Origin of the sequence: Rhizobium sp. SG741, from assembly GCF_012275435.1 — a bacterium.
Classification (GTDB): domain Bacteria; phylum Pseudomonadota; class Alphaproteobacteria; order Rhizobiales; family Rhizobiaceae; genus Rhizobium; species Rhizobium lusitanum.
Window position 1 is genome coordinate 49,510 of record NZ_JAAZQP010000007.1, and the last position, 17,775, is coordinate 67,284.

General features: G+C 60.1%; 19 protein-coding genes. 14 read left to right on the forward strand and 5 right to left on the reverse strand.

Features of this window, described 5'->3' with window-relative positions; all coding sequences use genetic code 11:
* Positions 1–9 precede the first annotated feature (9 nt).
* Positions 10–780 carry an SDR family oxidoreductase gene (locus FHT29_RS18670; RefSeq protein WP_168600001.1) on the reverse strand — a complete coding sequence of 257 codons (771 nt, stop codon included), beginning with the start codon at positions 778–780 and terminating at the stop codon, positions 10–12.
* A gap of 135 nt (positions 781–915) precedes the next feature.
* Here FHT29_RS18670 and FHT29_RS18675 point away from each other — a divergent pair, with 135 nt between their 5' ends.
* From FHT29_RS18675 to FHT29_RS18730, 12 genes are all read left to right on the forward strand, one after another.
* A complete protein-coding gene (locus FHT29_RS18675) occupies positions 916–1,725 on the forward strand; it encodes an IclR family transcriptional regulator (protein ID WP_052212580.1) in 810 nt (269 codons plus the stop codon).
* 324 nt (positions 1,726–2,049) lie between these two features.
* Complete coding sequence (locus FHT29_RS18680) at positions 2,050–2,790, forward strand: LuxR family transcriptional regulator (RefSeq protein WP_173410450.1); 741 nt, start codon at positions 2,050–2,052, stop codon at positions 2,788–2,790.
* A gap of 666 nt (positions 2,791–3,456) precedes the next feature.
* Positions 3,457–4,605 carry an Mrp/NBP35 family ATP-binding protein gene (locus FHT29_RS18685; protein ID WP_168600002.1) on the forward strand — a complete coding sequence of 383 codons (1,149 nt, stop codon included), beginning with the start codon at positions 3,457–3,459 and terminating at the stop codon, positions 4,603–4,605.
* A 414-nt stretch (positions 4,606–5,019) separates the two neighbouring features.
* Positions 5,020–5,997, forward strand: a complete 978-nt coding sequence (locus FHT29_RS18690) for a magnesium transporter CorA family protein (RefSeq protein WP_037198501.1) — start codon at positions 5,020–5,022, stop codon at positions 5,995–5,997.
* A gap of 17 nt (positions 5,998–6,014) precedes the next feature.
* A complete protein-coding gene (locus FHT29_RS18695) occupies positions 6,015–7,916 on the forward strand; it encodes a potassium transporter Kup (RefSeq protein WP_168600003.1) in 1,902 nt (633 codons plus the stop codon).
* Positions 7,917–8,086: 170 nt separating this feature from the next.
* Positions 8,087–9,268, forward strand: coding sequence for a cell wall hydrolase (locus tag FHT29_RS18700; RefSeq protein ID WP_168600004.1), 1,182 nt, complete (start codon positions 8,087–8,089; stop codon positions 9,266–9,268).
* A gap of 307 nt (positions 9,269–9,575) precedes the next feature.
* Positions 9,576–9,920 (forward strand): AtpZ/AtpI family protein, encoded by a 345-nt coding sequence (locus FHT29_RS18705; RefSeq protein ID WP_037198506.1) that lies wholly within the window; start codon positions 9,576–9,578, stop codon positions 9,918–9,920.
* 79 nt (positions 9,921–9,999) lie between these two features.
* Positions 10,000–10,752 (forward strand): F0F1 ATP synthase subunit A, encoded by a 753-nt coding sequence (locus FHT29_RS18710; protein WP_037198508.1) that lies wholly within the window; start codon positions 10,000–10,002, stop codon positions 10,750–10,752.
* 66 nt (positions 10,753–10,818) lie between these two features.
* Positions 10,819–11,046: a F0F1 ATP synthase subunit C gene (locus tag FHT29_RS18715; RefSeq protein WP_004109844.1), complete on the forward strand. Its 228-nt coding sequence runs from the start codon at positions 10,819–10,821 to the stop codon at positions 11,044–11,046.
* A 78-nt stretch (positions 11,047–11,124) separates the two neighbouring features.
* Positions 11,125–11,718 carry a F0F1 ATP synthase subunit B gene (locus FHT29_RS18720; RefSeq protein ID WP_037198509.1) on the forward strand — a complete coding sequence of 198 codons (594 nt, stop codon included), beginning with the start codon at positions 11,125–11,127 and terminating at the stop codon, positions 11,716–11,718.
* A gap of 3 nt (positions 11,719–11,721) precedes the next feature.
* The gene (locus FHT29_RS18725) at positions 11,722–12,213 is read left to right on the forward strand and encodes a F0F1 ATP synthase subunit B (RefSeq protein ID WP_047560865.1); all 492 of its coding nucleotides are present in this window, start codon (positions 11,722–11,724) and stop codon (positions 12,211–12,213) included.
* 129 nt (positions 12,214–12,342) lie between these two features.
* Positions 12,343–13,107: an aminoglycoside phosphotransferase family protein gene (locus FHT29_RS18730; RefSeq protein WP_168600005.1), complete on the forward strand. Its 765-nt coding sequence runs from the start codon at positions 12,343–12,345 to the stop codon at positions 13,105–13,107.
* 21 nt (positions 13,108–13,128) lie between these two features.
* Here the strand turns inward: FHT29_RS18730 and FHT29_RS18735 are convergent, their stop codons facing one another.
* Together FHT29_RS18735 and FHT29_RS18740 are read right to left on the reverse strand one after the other, a co-directional pair.
* Entirely contained in the window at positions 13,129–13,788 is a 660-nt protein-coding gene (locus tag FHT29_RS18735; RefSeq protein WP_168600006.1) for a ribonuclease HII, read from the reverse strand.
* A 110-nt stretch (positions 13,789–13,898) separates the two neighbouring features.
* Entirely contained in the window at positions 13,899–15,056 is a 1,158-nt protein-coding gene (locus FHT29_RS18740) for a PA0069 family radical SAM protein (protein WP_037198513.1), read from the reverse strand.
* A gap of 206 nt (positions 15,057–15,262) precedes the next feature.
* Here FHT29_RS18740 and FHT29_RS18745 point away from each other — a divergent pair, with 206 nt between their 5' ends.
* Both FHT29_RS18745 and FHT29_RS18750 read left to right on the forward strand, forming a co-directional pair.
* Positions 15,263–15,781, forward strand: coding sequence for a glycosyl transferase (locus FHT29_RS18745; protein ID WP_037198514.1), 519 nt, complete (start codon positions 15,263–15,265; stop codon positions 15,779–15,781).
* Positions 15,782–15,957: 176 nt separating this feature from the next.
* Complete coding sequence (locus tag FHT29_RS18750; RefSeq protein WP_047560876.1) at positions 15,958–16,272, forward strand: hypothetical protein; 315 nt, start codon at positions 15,958–15,960, stop codon at positions 16,270–16,272.
* Positions 16,273–16,303: 31 nt separating this feature from the next.
* Here FHT29_RS18750 and moaB read toward each other — a convergent pair whose 3' ends face one another.
* Both moaB and FHT29_RS18760 read right to left on the reverse strand, forming a co-directional pair.
* Positions 16,304–16,858 (reverse strand): molybdenum cofactor biosynthesis protein B, encoded by a 555-nt coding sequence (moaB, locus tag FHT29_RS18755; protein WP_168600007.1) that lies wholly within the window; start codon positions 16,856–16,858, stop codon positions 16,304–16,306.
* Entirely contained in the window at positions 16,858–17,772 is a 915-nt protein-coding gene (locus FHT29_RS18760; protein WP_168600008.1) for a 4-(cytidine 5'-diphospho)-2-C-methyl-D-erythritol kinase, read from the reverse strand. The genes moaB and FHT29_RS18760 overlap by 1 nt, the downstream gene beginning before the upstream one ends.
* Positions 17,773–17,775: the final 3 nt, after the last annotated feature.

Genomic DNA, 17,775 nt, shown 5'->3' on the forward strand with positions numbered 1-17,775 from the left:
GATTCTTCACTAGAAAATGCCGCCATCGACGGTAATGGCTTGCGCGGTGATGCTGCCTGAGCAGTCCGAGGCGAGGAAAAGCACTGGCCCCACAAGATCGGCGGCCTTCAGCACATGCTTGAGGCATTGCCGTTCGACGGTTTTGGCCATGCCTTCCTCCGTCAGCCAGAGCTCAAGCTGTCTCTCCGTCACGATCATGCCGGGCAAAACGGCATTGACGCGGATGTTTTCCGGGCCGAGGCGGCCCGCGAAGCTCTTGGTGAGCCCGATAATACCGGATTTCGCAGTTGCGTAGGAGGAAAGCGCCGGTGGGTTCATCCTGAAGACGATCGAGGAGAAGTTGATGATCGCGCCGCCACCGGCCGCCCGCATGCCGGGGGCCGCCGCCTGCGATACGAAGAAGACCTGCTTGAGGTTGATCGCCTGGTTGTTGTCCCAATATTCCTCGGTGGTCGTGTCGATATCGTGCCGGTCGTCCCAGGCCGCGTTGTTGACAAGCACGCGGATCGCGCCGAGATCGGATTCGACCGCTGCGACCGTGTTCCTGATGGCGCCGACATCGCGCAGATCGGCGTGAAAGAAGACGACAGGATGGGCCGACTGTGCCGAGAGCTTGGCGGCAAGCGCCTTGCTCGGCTCTTCGGCAATATCGATGAAGGCGACTTTCGCGCCCTGCCGGGCAAAACCTTCGACGAGTGCCGCGCCGATGCCGGAGCCGCCGCCGGTGATCAGCACGGTTCGATCCTTCAGATCGGGAAATTGTGCCTGCGTCTCGGTCAAGGTTTCTTCCCTCCCAGGATCGATGAAATCTCTAGTTCCATTATTTGGAACGAAATTTGACTATGTGGAATTATCGGATTACCCTTCCATCGTGTCAAGGATGCGGCGGCAGTGCCAGCGATAAATGAAGGGCGCATGGGTCTGAATTCGGATGGCGAAAAAGGGGATACCCGCCGTGGCCGCGAAACCGGCACGCTTGGAAAGCTCATGGCGCTGGTCGACCATGTGGCGCTTGCCGATGGTCCGATGCGTTTTACCGACATCCTCTCATTGTCCGATCAGCCGCGTGGTACGCTACATCGGCAATTGTCGCACCTCGTCGAGGAAGGACTTTTGGAGGTCGACCGCGACGGGCGCTATCGTCTCGGGATCAGGCTTCTGAACCTTGCCTCGCGCAGCTGGGCGCGCAACGAATTCCGCGCCGTGGCCGAACCGCATTTGCGCCACTTGCAGGAATTGACCGGCGAAACCGTGCATCTCGGTGTCTTGCGCGGCTCCGAGGTCATCTATCTCGACAAGGTCGAAGGCCGACAGTCCGTGCGCATGTATTCCCAGATCGGCAATGCCTCGCCGGCCTATTGCACGGGGGTTGGCAAGGCGGCGCTCTCCGCACTGGACGATCTCGATCTCGCTGGGCGGATTGCCGCTCTCGAGTTTCGAGCCTACACCGCGCATACTCATCGCAATGCCGCGCGGCTGCTTGCCGATATCGTGGAGATCAGGGTGCGCGGCTATGCATTCGATCGCGAGGAGCACGAGAGCGGCATATGCTGCGTTGCCGCACCGATCCGCGCAGATGATGGCGGTATGCTGGCGGGCGTCTCGGTGACCGGTCCGGCCTATCGCGTGACATCGCAGAAATTGCAGCAATGGGCGCCCCTGGTGGTGGCCGCCGCCGATTCGATCATGACGGACATGCGCAACCGGCTGGGTCCGAAGCGATAGCTCCGACATGTTTTCCTCAAGGGACCGCTGAATTATATTGAATTAATGCTTCAGGCGCTGGATCTTAGCAAAATTGCATGCTTGTCTTGAATTTGCTTGTTGAGAAGCGCGCAAGAACTGCCATTATCCCTCGCGTGACTACTGGGCGCGCGAAGGGGTTTGGTGAAATGACGACCGGACATCGTAGTAACGAGCGTTGACGCGAGCGAGATCCTGAGAAAATTATATTTGAACAAGTGCCGGCTACCGACGTTGGTACGATGACCTCCCGGGGCCAAGAGACGGAAATTTCGTATTTTTCCCTTTTTTACATAAAGAAGACTGATGATGGCGGCATTGGTGCAGGTGGGAACGTCTCCTCGCGGCGAGGACTATATTGACGAAGTCAGCAGGCTGAAGACCCAATTCGACGTGTTTCGGTTCATGAAACGATTGACGGAGGTCTATCGTTGCCGGGCTTTCATGGTCGTCAATCTGCCGCCGATCACCTCCTTCGAGTTGCAGAGCAGTTCGGTGATCAACAACTGGCCGGCTGAACTTCTGTCCATCTATGATCAGGAAGCGTTGTTGCCGACCAGCCCGGTGTTGCAGCGCTTGCGAACCTCGACCTTACCCTTTGTCTACGAGGTCTCCACGAGCCCGAATAGGGAAGAGAGCAAATCCCAGTTCGCGGTTGCCTTGTTCGAACGCTTTCGCATGACGCGCTTCATCTATCTGCCGGCCCATGATGTCTCAGGCGTTCGCGGAGCGGTTTCGCTGGCCGGCGATCGCGAGCCTTTCTCGCGCGAAGAGGTCAAGGATCTCTTCTATATCGCAACCCATATCTTCGATCGGCTTGCAGAGATCCGCAATCTCGATATCCGCGTTGTCGATGCACTTACCGATCGCGAGATCGATTGCCTGAACTGGACGGCGGCCGGCAAAACCAGCGCCGAAATTGCCGAAATCCTCACGCTCTCGGAACATACCGTCAATCACTATCTGAACCGGGCCACCAAGAAACTCGATACCGTCAACCGCACGCAAGCGGTTGCCAAGGCGCTCCGCGTCGGGCTGATAAAATAGGCCTTGCTCGCCGACACCCGGCCCGGGTGGATATTTTGTTTCGCGAGCGATCGACGGCCGAACTGATCCCAATTGAACGAAATTCAGGCAGCATCCTGAGTGAATTTTGTGCGCTGCAAATAAAAACTGATGGAGCGCTTTGCGGCACTTTCGCCGCGCAATTGAGCGTCTGTTCCTCAAGTGTTTGAAAAATATAAGCTTCTCTGTTTCCTCCGAAATTGGCACGCTTCCTGCTTGTTAACGGGCAGAGGTCCAGAGGGGACTTTGATAACAGCGCCGATCAATGCGCGCGGATCAGACGACCGTCGTTGATACCATCGCCCTACTTCTCCTGGCGAAAGGTATCGGCGGCGGTTGTTGCTTATTTGGCACGCCGATCGACATCGATGAGGCCGAAAGCACGATTTTTGCGACCTTGCCCTACTTCTTTCCCAACTTTGCTTTATGTCGGCCGTCGCAAATAACTTTCGTCTTGGGAGACCGTTGCGGTTGGTAAGGGTCATAGACCCGGCGGACCTGCTGGCCGCAGCGGACGACGCTTTTTGTCGAAGCCCCCTGGATTTCGTTTGGCGAAGCCCTCCCGCTCCACTATCTAAGCCAGAGAGATTCCGGAAGGCACGCGACTTGATGCCTTGCTCCGGATGAAGATTGCGCAGTGAGGATGGAATGGCAGACATCACCAAGGAACAGGTGCTGGAGACGCTGAAGACGGTTCGCGGCCCGGATCTGGAGCACAATATCGTTGAGCTCGGCATGGTGTCGGATGTCTTTATCTCCGATGGCAAGGTCTATTTCTCCATCACTGTTCCCGCTGAACGCGCCAAGGATCTGGAGCCGATGCGCCTTGCGGCCGAGCGCGCCGTCAAGCAAATGCCCGGTGTCAAGGGTGCCATGGTGGCGCTGACTGCCGACAAGAAGGCCGGCGCCCCGGCTGCGCGCCCGGCGCCGCCGCAAGCTGCCCCGCATGCCCATTCCCATCCGCATGCCCCGCAGCAGCCGCCCCGCGCCGCCAAGATCGGCGTTCCCGGCGTCGGCGCCATCGTCGCGGTCGCGTCGGGGAAGGGCGGCGTCGGCAAATCGACGACGGCGGTCAATCTTGCGCTCGGCCTGCTTGCCAATGGCTTGCGCGTCGGCATCCTGGACGCCGACGTCTATGGCCCGTCGATGCCGCGCCTGCTGAAGATCTCAGGCAAGCCGTCACAGATCGATGGCCGCATTATCGTTCCCATGGAGAATTACGGTCTCAAGGTCATGTCGATGGGCTTCCTGGTCGAGGAAGAGACGGCGATGATCTGGCGCGGGCCGATGGTTCAGTCGGCACTCTTGCAGATGCTGCGCGAGGTTGCCTGGGGCGAGCTCGACGTGCTCGTCGTCGACATGCCACCCGGCACGGGCGACGTGCAATTGACCATGGCGCAGCAGGTGCCGCTTGCCGGCGCCGTCATCGTCTCCACCCCGCAGGACCTGGCATTGATCGATGCGCGCAAGGGCCTCAACATGTTCCGCAAGGTTGAGGTTCCCGTCCTCGGCATCGTTGAAAACATGAGCTATTTCATCGCTCCGGATACGGGCGCGCGTTACGATATTTTCGGCCATGGCGGCGCGCGCAAGGAAGCCGAACGCATCGGCGTGCCCTTCCTCGGCGAAGTGCCGCTGACCATGAGCATTCGCGAGACCTCCGACGCCGGCACGCCGCTCGTCGCCGCCGAACCGGAAGGCGTGGTCGCCGGTATCTATCGCGAGATCGCCGCGAAGGTCTGGGCACAAGTGGCCAATACCCCGCTACGCGCCGCGCCCGCGATCGTGTTTGAATAATTCACCGCGGCATATCCGCTTTCTCCGTCGCGACGGATTGTCTTGCCGGCATCGTGTGCTATGACTTCGCAGAATTTGGGAATCTGCGGTGAAAGCGCGCAATGAAGAGGTTGTGACTTGATTCTTTGCGAGCTTTGCTGCATATGCGCCGCCGGCGTGGAACTGGTCTGGCGTGTCCTATGACCGCCTTCCGCCGTTCGGTGGTTTTATTTCGTCCGGCTAGGCTGGGTCACCGGGACGGACGAAGGATTGGTACAGCAGCGCAATGGAACATGGACACGGATTCCCGGCCGGACCGGCGGGATACGACCGGAGTTTTATGAGTTTTTTTCATTGGCCATTGGTGGGATCGCGGCGAGTGCGTGCAAAGCGCCTTGGCTGCAGCTTTGTCTCCGCTGCTCCGGGAGCCAGCAGTTGATAACTGCCCATTGCTCAGATTCAAAGCCGCTTGAGCTTCACGACCTTTCGGCTGCCGCTCACTTGCCCGACAATGTTATCTGGATCGACATGGTCGACCCTACGCGCGAGGAAGAAGCCAACATCGAGCGCCTGCTTGGGCTCCAAGTGCCGACGCGAGAGGACATGAAGGATATCGAGCCGTCGAGCCGGCTCTATGTCGAGAACGGCTCGGTTTTTCTGACGGCCTCGCTATTGTGGAAGGCCGATACCAATCTGCCGATGCTGACCGATGTCGCCTTCATCCTGACGGGACATCGGCTGGTGACGATCCGTTATGCGCAGCCGAAATCCTTCGCGCTGTTCATCGCGGCTCTACCGCGCATTCCCCCGGAGCGGCGTACCGGTATCGCGCTCCTGACCATGCTTTTGGAAACGATCGTCGACCGCACCGCGGAGGTCCTTGAACAGACGGTTTCCGGTATCGATATATTGTCGGCGCATGTGTTCGGCGATCGTGTCAAGAAGATCCGCCGCCCGTCAAACTATCTGGAAGAGAAGCTCAAGGACATTGCGGGCTACCATCGTACCATCAGCAAGGTGCGTGACAGCCTGAGTTCTTTGTCGCGGCTGCTGACCTTCCTTTATACCATATCCGCCATGCAGCAGGACCAAGAGGCCAAGGAATTGTGCCGCAATGTCTCGCGGGATGTGCAATCGCTGTCGGAGCATGCATCTTTCGTCGCAGGCAACATCACCTTCCTGCTGGATGCATCGCTCGGACTGATCAATATCGAGCAGAACGCCATCATCAAGATCTTCTCGATAGCATCTGTTGTGTTTCTGCCGCCGACGCTCGTGGCATCCGTCTATGGCATGAATTTCGAGCTTATGCCCGAACTGCATTTCGCCTACGGATACCCGGGCTCGTTGCTGCTGATGGTCATATCCGCCATCGTTCCGTTTTTCTTTTTTCGCTGGAAAGGCTGGCTCTGAGAGTCTAGTGGTCCTGAATGTCTAACCAAACCGATCATTCTCCCGACGGGAAAATGAACCCTCGTAAGCTCGCCTACCTCGCCCTCGGATCGGTCGGCGTCGTCTATGGTGACATCGGCACGAGCCCGCTCTATGCCTTTCGCGAGGCACTGAAACCGGTGGCCGTCGACGGCCTGACGCGCAACGAAGTGATCAGCGTCGTCTCGCTGATGTTCTGGGCGCTGACCATCATCGTCACGATCAAATATGTCCTTTTTCTGCTGCGCGCCGACAATGACGGCGAAGGCGGCACGCTGTCGCTCCTGGCGCTGCTGATGAAGACGGCAAACGGCCATACAGCCGTCCTGATGCTGCTCGGATTGTTGGGTGCCGCACTTTTTCTCGGCGACGCGATGATCACTCCGGCGCTCTCGGTGCTTTCCGCCGTCGAGGGTCTGAAGCTGGTGACGCCGCAGCTGTCGGCCTATATCGTGCCCATATCGGTTGCGATTCTGGCGCTGCTTTTTGCCATCCAGTCGCATGGCACCGGTGCCGTTGCCCGTTTCTTCGGCCCGATCACGGCGCTGTGGTTCATCGTCATGGGCGTTGTCGGCATCATGCACATCTCCGATGACTACGGCATCCTCGCGGCCTTCAATCCCTGGTATGCGGTCAATTTCCTCGTCAAGGAGGGTTTTCTCGGCGTGGTCGTGCTCGGCGCCGTCTTCCTGACCGTGACCGGCGCGGAAGCGCTGTATGCCGACCTCGGCCATTTCGGCCGCCGGCCGATCCAGTGGGCCTGGTTCGCGCTGGTGTTTCCGTCGCTGACGCTGAACTATTTCGGCCAGGGCGCCCTGGTGCTGCGCGAACCGCTTGCCATGTCGGATCCCTTCTTCCTGATGTATCCGCGCTGGGCCATCCTGCCGGTGGTCATTCTCGCCACCATGGCAACGATCATCGCCAGCCAGGCCGTTATAACAGGCGCTTTCTCGCTGACACGCCAGGCCATCCATCTGGGCTTCCTGCCGCGCATGGAAATCCTCTTCACCTCCGAGACCAATACCGGCCAGATCTTCCTGCCGTCGGTCAACGCCGTCCTGTTCTTCGGCGTCATTTTCCTGGTGCTGAGCTTCAAGACCTCGGATGCCCTGGCGACGGCCTACGGTATTTCGGTCACCGGTGCGATGGTCGTCACCTCGATCATGGCTTTCGAGTTCGTCCGCGTTCGCTGGAATTGGACGATGCCCATGGCTATCGCCGTGCTGGCGCCGCTGGTGCTGCTGGAATTCGTCTTCCTCGGCGCCAACCTGCTGAAGATCCACGACGGCGGCTATGTACCGGTGCTGATCGCAACCGCCTTCACCGTCATCATGTGGACCTGGCGTCGCGGCACCGCGATCCTCATGGAAAAGACGCGGCATACCGATATTCCGCTGTCATCCTTCGTCAGCTCGATCGAGCGCAAGAGCGATCACTCGCCGGCGCATGTACCGGGCACGGCGATCTTCCTGACCAGCGATCCGGAATCGGCGCCCGCCGCGCTGCTCCACAATCTGAAGCATAATCACGTCCTGCACGACAAGAACGTCATCCTGACGATCCGCACGATCAACAAGCCGCGCGTCGCCCAGGAAGACCGCTACTCGGTCGAGAAGGTCTCCGACCGGTTCTCGCGTGTCGAGCTACGCTTCGGCTTCATGGAATCGCAGAACGTCTCGCAGGCGCTCGCGACCCTGCGCAAGACCGGCCTGAAGTTCGACATCATGTCGACCTCTTTCTATCTGGGCCGTCGCAAGCTGGTGCCCGATGCCAAATCCGGCATGCCGCATTGGCAGGACCGGCTCTATATCGCGCTTGCCAATGCCGCGACGGATCCGTCGGACTACTTCCGCCTGCCGGCCAACCGCGTGGTCGAACTCGGATCGCACGTCATCATCTAAGGCAGATGCTATCGCTGTTTTGTCAAAGGCCCGGTGGATATCCGCCGGGCCTTTTTTCTTTCACGCTGTCGCTCGCCCATTGATGAACGCGCCTTTGCGCGAATTAACCATCCATCAAGGTTAATGGGAGATTATTCCGGCTCTTAGTTCCGAGTGCCGTTTGGAGTCCGGTGTTGTCTCGTTCGCCTCATATCAGCCGAAAATTGCGGGTTCTTCCAAAAAATTGGATATCTCCAGCCGTCTTCGGGCTTTGCGCCTGGCTGATCTTTCCATCGACGGCTGCCTACGCCGATCTCGCCGGCCTGCTTTCGGGCATCGACAGGGAAGGCAGCAACTGGCGCATGGTGATGACCAACTCGCCGGCCGGCTCCACCCACCAGGCAGAACTGGCCTTCGGCGATGCAAAGACGGCGGCTGCCGTTGGCGATGGCGGGCTCGTGATGTCCGATGGCCGCCGCGTAGCCTTCCTTTCCGAGCAGAAGGGCAGCGATCCCCGGCCGGATGAAGAGCGCATTAATCGTCGGGACAAGAAGGGCCGGATAGTTTCCGTCGCGCCGATGTTGCCGCCGAAGGATTTTTCTGCCGGCTCTGTGCTGCAGCGGCAAAGCATGCTGTTTCGGCAGGAATCGGACACCGGCGAGCGCACCGCGTTCCTGAAGCCGAAACTCGGCGGCAAGGAGATCCAGATCGCCACCGCCTTCTACAAGAAGCGGCCGCCGCAGCCGGACGATGGTGTGCCGACTTATCTGGAGGGCCTGGTCACCAATCAGAACGCCGATGTTCTGGCCGCCGCCTATGCGTCGCCGGCGCCGGACTATGCTCGGACTTCGCCCTTCGATTCCATCCTTGCCAAGGATCAGGACGGCGAGGGTCGTTTTGTGCCGCAGATAGGACCGAAGGATCATCCCTGGGCTGCCAATGTCCTGCCGCCTTCGGTATTCTCCTCCGATGAGCAGCAATGCCTCGCCACCGGCATCTATTTCGAGGCGCGTGGGGAATCGGTAAAAGGGCAGGCGGCCGTCGCCCAGGTCATTCTCAATCGCGTTCGCAATCCGGCCTACCCCAAGACCATCTGCGGTGTCGTCTACCAGAACGACGACTGGCACAATGCCTGCCAGTTCTCCTTTGCATGCGACAACGTCAAGGACCGGGTCAACTCGCCGGAGCATTGGCGCATCGCCCGTCAGGTTGCCATGGCCGTCACCGCCGGCAAGATCTGGCTTCCGGAAGTCGGCTCGGCCACCCACTACCATGCTGTTTATGTCAGGCCGAAATGGGCGGCATACATGGTGAAGGTCGGCCGTATCGGCATGCACATCTTCTATCGCACCTATGGCGGCGGATGGAGCTGACGTGATCGTGCCGATGAATTGAGGCGCCCTGAAGCCTCATGGCTGGCAAAAAAGCCACAAGAAACTGCGGGCTGAAGAGGATTCTTCGGCTCAGTTTCCGCCCGGCAAGGCTTCTTTAGCGTAAACTCATGATTTAATTGGGCTAATTAATGGCTGGACAGATGGTGTCTACGCCTTGACTATGCTTTTTCCTAAAACTATGTTGCGCGCGACTTCAAAACGGGCCGAAAGGTGGCGAAACCTGCCGTTCGTTTACGCGTTGACCGGGGAAATGGGATACGCGCAACGAAAATGGGAGGATGCCACCATGACGGATGATCGCGACGAAGGTCTGGAAAAGCGGCGTGCGGAGCTGGGAGCCGAACTGGCAAGCAAGCGCGCTGCGGTGAGAGAGGATGAATCGGGGGAGGTTCGCGCCGAGGTAAGCCGCAAGGGCTACGCTCAGGCGATGAAGCTTTCCAGTGAGTTCATTGCTGCCATCATCGTGGGCGCTGTTCTGGGCTATGTCTTCGACCGTTTTGTCGGTACGGCGCCGTGGGGCATGATTATCTTGCTGCTTCTCGGATTTTGTGCCGGCGTGCTGAATGTGCTGCGCTCCGCGGGAAAGGTGGCGACACCGGTACTCGAAGAGCGCGGGCCTGACAAGAAATGAGCGGAAACAACGCCGGGGGCGCTGTTTCCAAATGAGAGGCATCCGTTCGGCAGAGCGGAAAAATGAAAGAGAACAAGCGGTGGCAAACGGACCTACCCATCAGTTCCTGATCTTCAAGATTATCCCGATCGATATCGGTGGAATTGATTTTTCGTTCACCAATGCTTCCTTGTTCATGGTCGCCTCCGCAGTGCTCTCTGCCGGATTCCTGTACTATGCCAGCGCGCCGCGCGGCGTCATTCCGACGCGGGCTCAGTCCGTGGCGGAAATGGCCTATGAGTTCATCGCCTCCATGTTGAAAGAAGGGGCGGGGACGAAGGGAATGAAGTTCTTCCCGCTGGTCTTCTCGCTCTTCATGTTCGTCCTGACGGCCAATCTGCTCGGCATGGTTCCTTATTTCTACACCATCACCAGCCAGATCATCGTCACCTTCGCGCTGGCGCTTCTGGTCATCCTGACGGTCATTATCTACGGTTTCCTCAAGCACGGTTTCGGTTTCCTCAAGCTCTTCGTGCCGCAGGGCGTCCCGGGCATTCTTCTGCCGCTGGTGGTGATCATCGAGATCATCTCGTTCCTGTCCCGGCCGATTTCGCTCTCCGTTCGTCTTTTCGCCAACATGCTCGCCGGCCATATCACGCTCAAGGTTTTCGCAGGCTTCGTCGCCTCGCTCGGAGCCCTTGGCGCGCTTGGCATCGGTGGAGCAATTCTTCCCCTCATCATGACCGTCGCCCTCACCGGTCTCGAATTCCTCGTTGCCTTCCTCCAGGCTTACGTCTTTGCGGTACTGACTTGCATGTACCTCAACGACGCAATCCACCCGGGTGGCCACTAAGGATAAAGACATTGGCGTCTAAGGGCGTCAGTCATTCACCGCACAACCATTTCAAAGGAGTTCAACATGGACGCGGAAGCAGCAAAGTTCATCGGCGCAGGTTTGGCTTGCTTTGGTATGGCCGGCACGGCTCTCGGCCTCGGCAATATCTTCGGCAGCTACCTGTCCGGCGCACTGCGCAATCCGTCTGCCGCTGACAGCCAGTTCGGCCGTCTGGTATTCGGCTTCGCCGTTACGGAAGCTCTGGGCATCTTCTCGCTGCTCATCGCTCTCCTCCTGCTCTTCGCCGTCTGATATCAGCGGCGTCATAGATCACGGTTCGCGGGCAGCGAGCCGTGATTCTTTGTATTTGCAGACCACCTGGAGGTGAGCATGTTTGTGACCCCGGCATACGCTGACGAAGCACCGCCGGCCGCCGGCGAGGTGCACACGGAAACGGGTGCGCCCGAGCAGGGCCATCACGCCGGCGTATTCCCGCCGTTCGACCATACGACCTACGCCTCACAGCTGCTTTGGCTGGTGATCACCTTCGTTATCTTCTACGTGGCCATGCAGAAGATCGTCATTCCGCGCGTTGGCAAGATCCTGGAGAGCCGGCATGACCGTATCGCCCAGGATATCGAGGAAGCCTCGCGCCTGAAGGCTGAAGCCGACGCTGCCGTCGCGACCTACGAAAGCGAATTGGCAGCTGCGCGCGCCAAGGCAAATTCGATCGGCGCCACCGCCCGCGATACCGCCAAGGCAAAGGCCGAGGAAGATCGCAAGGCGATCGAGGCAAGCCTTTCCGAAAAGCTCAAGGCCGCTGAGGCTCGCATCGGCGAGATCAAGCAAAAGGCTTTCGGCGATGTCGGAGCGATCGCGGAAGAGACGGCTGCTGCCGTCGTCGAGCAGCTGGTCGGCAACGTCGCCGGCAAGGCTGATGTCGCTTCGGCTGTTGCCGCAGCATCCGCCAAGCGGGAGGGTTGATCCATGACGTTTGCTCTTGATGAAACTTTCTTCGCTTTTGTCGCGCTTCTCATCTTCCTCGGCCTGATCGTCTATCTGAAGGTTCCGGGCATGATGGCGAAGTCGCTGGACGACCGTGCCGATCAGATCCGCAACGAACTGGCAGAAGCAAAGCGCCTGCGCGAAGAGGCTCAGCATCTGCTGGCCGAATACCAGCGCAAGCGCAAGGAAGCTGAAGCAGATGCGGCGAACATCGTTGCGGCTGCCGAGCGTGAAGCCCAAATGCTGACGTCGGAAGCCCGCAAGAAGACGGAGGAATTCGTCGCCAACCGCACGGCGCTGTCCGAGCAGAAGATCAAGCAGGCGGAAGCCGATGCGATGAAGGCGGTTCGTTCCGCTGCCGTTGACCTCGCGATTGCGGCTGCGGAATCCGTGCTTGCGCAGAAGACCGGTGGAAGCGTTCAATCGGGCCTTTTCAACGACGCAGTCAACGAAGTGAAGACCCGGCTGAACTAAGCCCGAGAGATCGAAATTCAAAAGAGCCCTGCCTCGGCGGGGCTTTTTTTGTTTCGGCCTCCCGTCTTCTCGGTGTTTGACTAAGGGCCCCTTCCGCATCTAGATCATTTGGGCGCGCAGGGAGGGTCGATGCAGATATTGGACGGCGAGGAACCGTTTCGTCAGGGCGATCACATCCTGCGGCCGGTTCGCCCATGGACATCAAGCGTTCATGCTTTGCTCGCCGCCTTGCGGCGACATGGTTTTGCCGCAGCTCCGCTGCCGGCTGGATTTGATGCGGTCTGGGAGAAAGTGACCTATCTGCCCGGCACCACCGGCGATCTCGACGACAACGTCGAAATGCGCTCCGAACTGGCCTTGCGGTCGGCGGCGTCTCTGCTTCGTCATTATCACGATTGTTCAGCGCTGTTTCTGCGCGACCTTGCAACGGAATGCATATGGCAATTGCCGGCCCGAACGCCGCGCGAAGTCATCTGCCATGGGGATTTCGCACCCTATAATGTCGTACTGAACGGCGGCGAGGTGACTGGTATCATCGATTTCGAGACGGCTCATCCCGCCCCTCGGTGCTGGGATCTGGCCTATGCCGTCTATCGCTGGGCGCCGCTGTCCTCAGGCATCGGGGTGGAAAGCTTGGATGGGCTGGACAACCAGATCCGGCGTGCCCGCATCTTTGCCGATGCCTATGGAATGTCGGCTGCAGAACGCCGCTCTCTGCCCGATGCCATCGTCGAGCGGCTGGAGGCGCTGCTGAGCTTCATGGAGCAGGAGGCGGCGCGCGGCGTCGAAAAATACCGGTGGGACCTCAAGGAGGGACATGATCAGGGCTACCGCCTGGACATTGCCTATATGACGAGATGGTCGGCGGAAATTACGGCAGGAATGACCGAGTAACAGATAGCAGCGATATGATCTTCAGACGGCTTCCTTCTTCAGGGGCCGAAAGCTCATGCGGTGCAGGGAGCACGGGCCATGCAGCTCGATGCCGGCGCGATGCTGGGCAGTGCCATAGCCGGCATGGGCCGCGAAGCCATAGGCGGGAAAGACGTCGCCTGCTCGCGCCATCATCCGGTCGCGCGTCACCTTCGCGACGATCGAGGCGGCTGCGATCGAGAAAGAGCGCGCATCGCCCTTGACCACAGCCTTGCCAGGGCAGGCAAGGCCTGCGGGCACATCGAGGCCGTCGGTCAACACATAGCTTGCCGGCACCGCCAGGCTGCAAATGGCACGGCGCATCGCGTCGAGGCTTGCCTTACGGATATCCGTCGTGTCGATACGGGCTGCACTCGATGAGGCAATGGAAACGGTTGCCGTCGCGAGGATTTCGACAAACAGTGCTTCGCGTCTGGCGGCGGTGAGCTGCTTGGAATCGTTCAGCCCCTGCGGAATGCGTTCGGGATCGAGAATGACTGCCGCTGCGACGACAGGCCCGGCCAGAGGCCCACGGCCTGCCTCGTCGGCACCGGCGACCGGCCAGTGTCCGGCGCGGCGGGCGATCAGTTCCAGCTCGAAGCTCGGGATGATTGGCGCTTCGTCGAAAAGCATGGGAGAATCGGGTGATGTGCTGCGTGGCATGCGGCAAAGCTCGCACACCACCCGATCTCCTGCAAGCCCCCGGTGGATCAGGGCGGCGAACCTGGGGGGCTCTCTTCCAGCGGGCACAGGGAAAAACCCGCAAGGAAAGGTCAGAGCAGCGACAGCTGGACGCCGCTGCCGTCAGGCGGCACGAACAGGTCGTCGCGCAGCGCGATATTGCGGCGTGTGAGATCGAGCCGCCGCGTTGCCATTTCGAAGCGACGGCTGATCTGCCAGGCATAGGGTCCGGCACCCTTCATGCGTTTGCCAAAATCGGCATCGTAATCCTTGCCGCCGCGCATCGAGCGGACCAGCGACATGACGTGGCGGTATCGATCCGGATAGTGCTGCAGCAGCCAGTCGCGAAACAGCGGGCTCACTTCCAGAGGCAGCCGCAGGATCACATAGCTTGCCTCCAGCGCGCCGGCAGCCTTGCCGGCATCGAGGATGCGCTCGATCTCATGGTCGTTGAGGGCGGGAATGATCGGCGCCACCATGATCGAGGTGCGGATGCCGGCCTCGCTCAGGGCCTGGATCGCCTCCAGTCGCCGCGGCGGCGTCGCGGCGCGCGGTTCCATGGTGCGCGCCAGCTTCCGATCGAGCGTCGTCACCGACAGGCCCACCCGCACCAGGTTCTTGGCGGCCATGTCCTTGAGGATATCGATATCGCGCATGACCAGCGCTGATTTGGTGACGATAGCGACCGGATGGTTCGCCCTGTTCAGCACTTCGAGGATCTGGCGCATGATCCGCCATTCCTTCTCTATCGGCTGATAGGGATCGGTGTTGGTGCCGATGGCGATGACGCGCGGCTTGTAGCCGGGCTTTGCCAGTTCCCGCTCCAGAAGCTTCGCCGCATCCGGCTTGGCAAACAGCTTCGCTTCGAAATCCAGCCCCGGCGACAGGCCCATATAGGCATGCGTCGGCCGCGCGAAGCAGTAGATGCAGCCGTGCTCGCAGCCGCGATAGGGATTGATGGAACGATCGAAGGGAATATCGGGCGATTCGTTGCGCGTGATCGCGGTGCGCGGCTTCTCCACCTGCACCTCGGTCTTGAAGGGCGGAAGCTCCTCCAGGGTCTGCCAGCCGTCATCGAAGGTCTCGCGCTGCCGAGCTTCGAACCGGCCGCTCGGGTTCAGCCCGGCGCCGCGTCCGCGCCGGCGCTCGACGTCGACCCTGAGGCCGGCGTCGGCGATCAAGGCGTTGGCAATGTCTGGCGTATTGGCAGGCGCGAATGCGGCCTGCCCTGCAAGGGACTGCTCGTTCATCGGTAGCTCCAGGGCGGTTCGTGGCGCCGCACGCCGCGTCTAAGATGATTAAATTCCTATCCGACAAATGAGAACAATGCAAGAACAAAATACGAAATTGCACTCCGCCGCGACCTTTGAGGCTGTGTATAAGCCCTCCCGCTAAACCTTCGGGTTTGAGGGGTTATGCGCTGGCAATAAATTGTGCGCCGCTCTATAAATGGGCAATGTTGACGGTAATCATCGAATGTCAGGATCAGGAACCTGAGCTGGCGCAGACATTGGCGGCATTGGTGGCGGGCGCTATCGAGGGCCTGGTTTGCGATGTCGTCGTGCTCGATCACGGCTCGCGGGACGGCACCTCACGGGTGGCGGATGCCGCCGGCTGCCGGTTCTATTCGCAGTGGGATATAAAGGACATATTGCGCACGGCGCGCGGCGAATGGCTGCTGCTGGTCGAGCCCGGCGCGCGCCCGCAGGCCGGCTGGATCGACGAGATCGCCGAATATGTTTCATTGAACAAGGTGCCTGCACGCTTTACCGCATCGCGTGGTTATCGCCGGCCTTTCCTGCAGCGCATCGGCCGCGGCACACCGCCCCTGGAGCTGGGATTGCTGCTTTCCAAGCCACAGGCCATCGCCGTCGCCAGAACCGGCATGCGGCTGGCGGAATTCGCCAAAGGTCAGAAAAGCCGCAGGCTTTCAAGCGAGCTCATTCCATCCTGGGTCGCGCGGGCGGCGCGATAGAGCTTTCATCGTCCCAGATTCCATTTGTAAACCTGGGAATAGCTGTCATAATTTTGTTGTGGCGGCACCTTTCGCGTATCGCGTCGGGCGGCCGACCACGAAGATGCCGGTATGCGGCGGAACTGGTCAGCGGAACTCTCCTTTTCCGCCGAGATTTCGGCGAAAGGAGGTGCGTTATGAAACGCACGATGCTCTACCGCCTTATGGCAACGGCCTTCGTTGCAAGTGCAATTCTCTATCCCGGCGTTGCCGCCTCCCAAGCGACACTGGCTTGCGCCAAGCGCGTTGATATCATCGCGTTCCTTGGCGACCATCTTTCCGAAAAGCTGTCGGCTGCCGGCAAGCTCGATCCCAACACCATCGTTGAAATCTACGCTGCCGAAAGCGGCAACTGGACGCTGATGATCAGCGACGTCTCCGGACGGAGCTGCATCATTCTCAGCGGTGATACTTGGGAATCAATTCCTGCCCTGCCGGGGCCAAAGGCATAGCGGGCTGCGAGGCCTTGCGGACACGCAGGATCTATTTGGAACCGCCGCCGCGCTTCAGATGCTCGTCGAGGCGGGGCATGATCTCCACGAAATTGCAAGGCATGTGCCGGTAGTCGAGCTGCGCCTTCAATATGCCGTCCCAGGCGTCCTTGCAGGCGCCGGGAGAGCCCGGCAGCACGAAGATGAAAGTGGCATTGGCGACGCCGCCGGTTGCCCGCGACTGTATCGTCGCCGTGCCGATCTTGTCGTAGGAAATGCGATGGAAGACCTCGGAAAAACCGTCCATCCGCTTTTCGAACAAGGGTTCCAGCGCCTCGGGCGTGACGTCGCGGCCGGTAAAGCCGGTGCCGCCGGTGGTGATCACGACGTCGACCGCATCATCAAGTGTCCAGGCTTCCACCTGGGCGCGAATGCGCTCCTTGTCATCGGGAACGATGGCGCGGCCGACAAGCCTGTGACCGGCTTCGGCAATGCGTGCGACCAGCGTATCGCCAGACTTGTCGTCGGCCAGCGTGCGCGTATCGGAGACGGTCAGCACGGCGATGCCGACGGGAATGAAGGATCTTTCGGTGCCTGGGCCTGCCATCATGCCTCTCCCGCAATCGTCTCGGTCGCCTGGAAATACCAGTCCGGCTTCTGTCTGTGAAGCAAGGCAGCCGCAGCCTCTGCCTGCTCGATGGTATCGAAGATGCCGAAGCATGTCGCCCCGGAGCCGGACATGCGCGTCACAATGGCATGCTGGCTTCCGATCAAACCGGCGAGCGTTGAAATCTCGCCGCAAATCATTCGCGCCGGGGGCTCGAGGTCGTTGCGCAGGCTTCTGATCGTCTCGATCCATTCGTCGCGCCCCTGAGGCATCCGCGACGGGAACAGGAGCGGCGGATTGTCCTTGCGGGAAAGCCGGCGGAATACCTCCGGTGTCGAGACGCCGACAAGGGGATTGCCGAGAACCATGGAAAAGGACGGAAAGTCCGGCAGGAGTTCGATCGCCTCGCCGATGCCGCGCGCCACCAACGGCCGGCTCGCGAGGCACATCGGCACATCCGCCCCGAGCTTCAGCGCAATTGCCTTTGTCGTTTCTTCCGGCAGTGCCGCGCCCCATAGCCGCGCCAGCCCGCGTAGCGTCGCGGCCGCATCCGCCGAGCCGCCACCAATGCCCGAGGCGATCGGCAGGTTCTTTTCGAGATGGATGTAAACGGGCGGCGCATCGATCCCCGCCGCGTCTGCTACCTGCCGCAGCAGATCTCGCGCCTTGAGAACGAGGTTGTTTCTCGCTTCTGCATCGGCGGAGAGAAGAGGGGCAAAGCGCCCGGAAAGGCTGAATTCGTCATGCTCGCTGGTGCGAAAGGCAAGGCGGTCGCCGTGGCGGGCAAAGCTCACCAGCATATCGAGCAGATGATAGCCGTCGGCGCGGCGGCCCATCACATGCAGCGCAAGATTGATCTTTGCGGGCGCTTCCTCCGTGAGGTCGAAATCGCCCGCTGCCAAGATCGCGTTCATGAA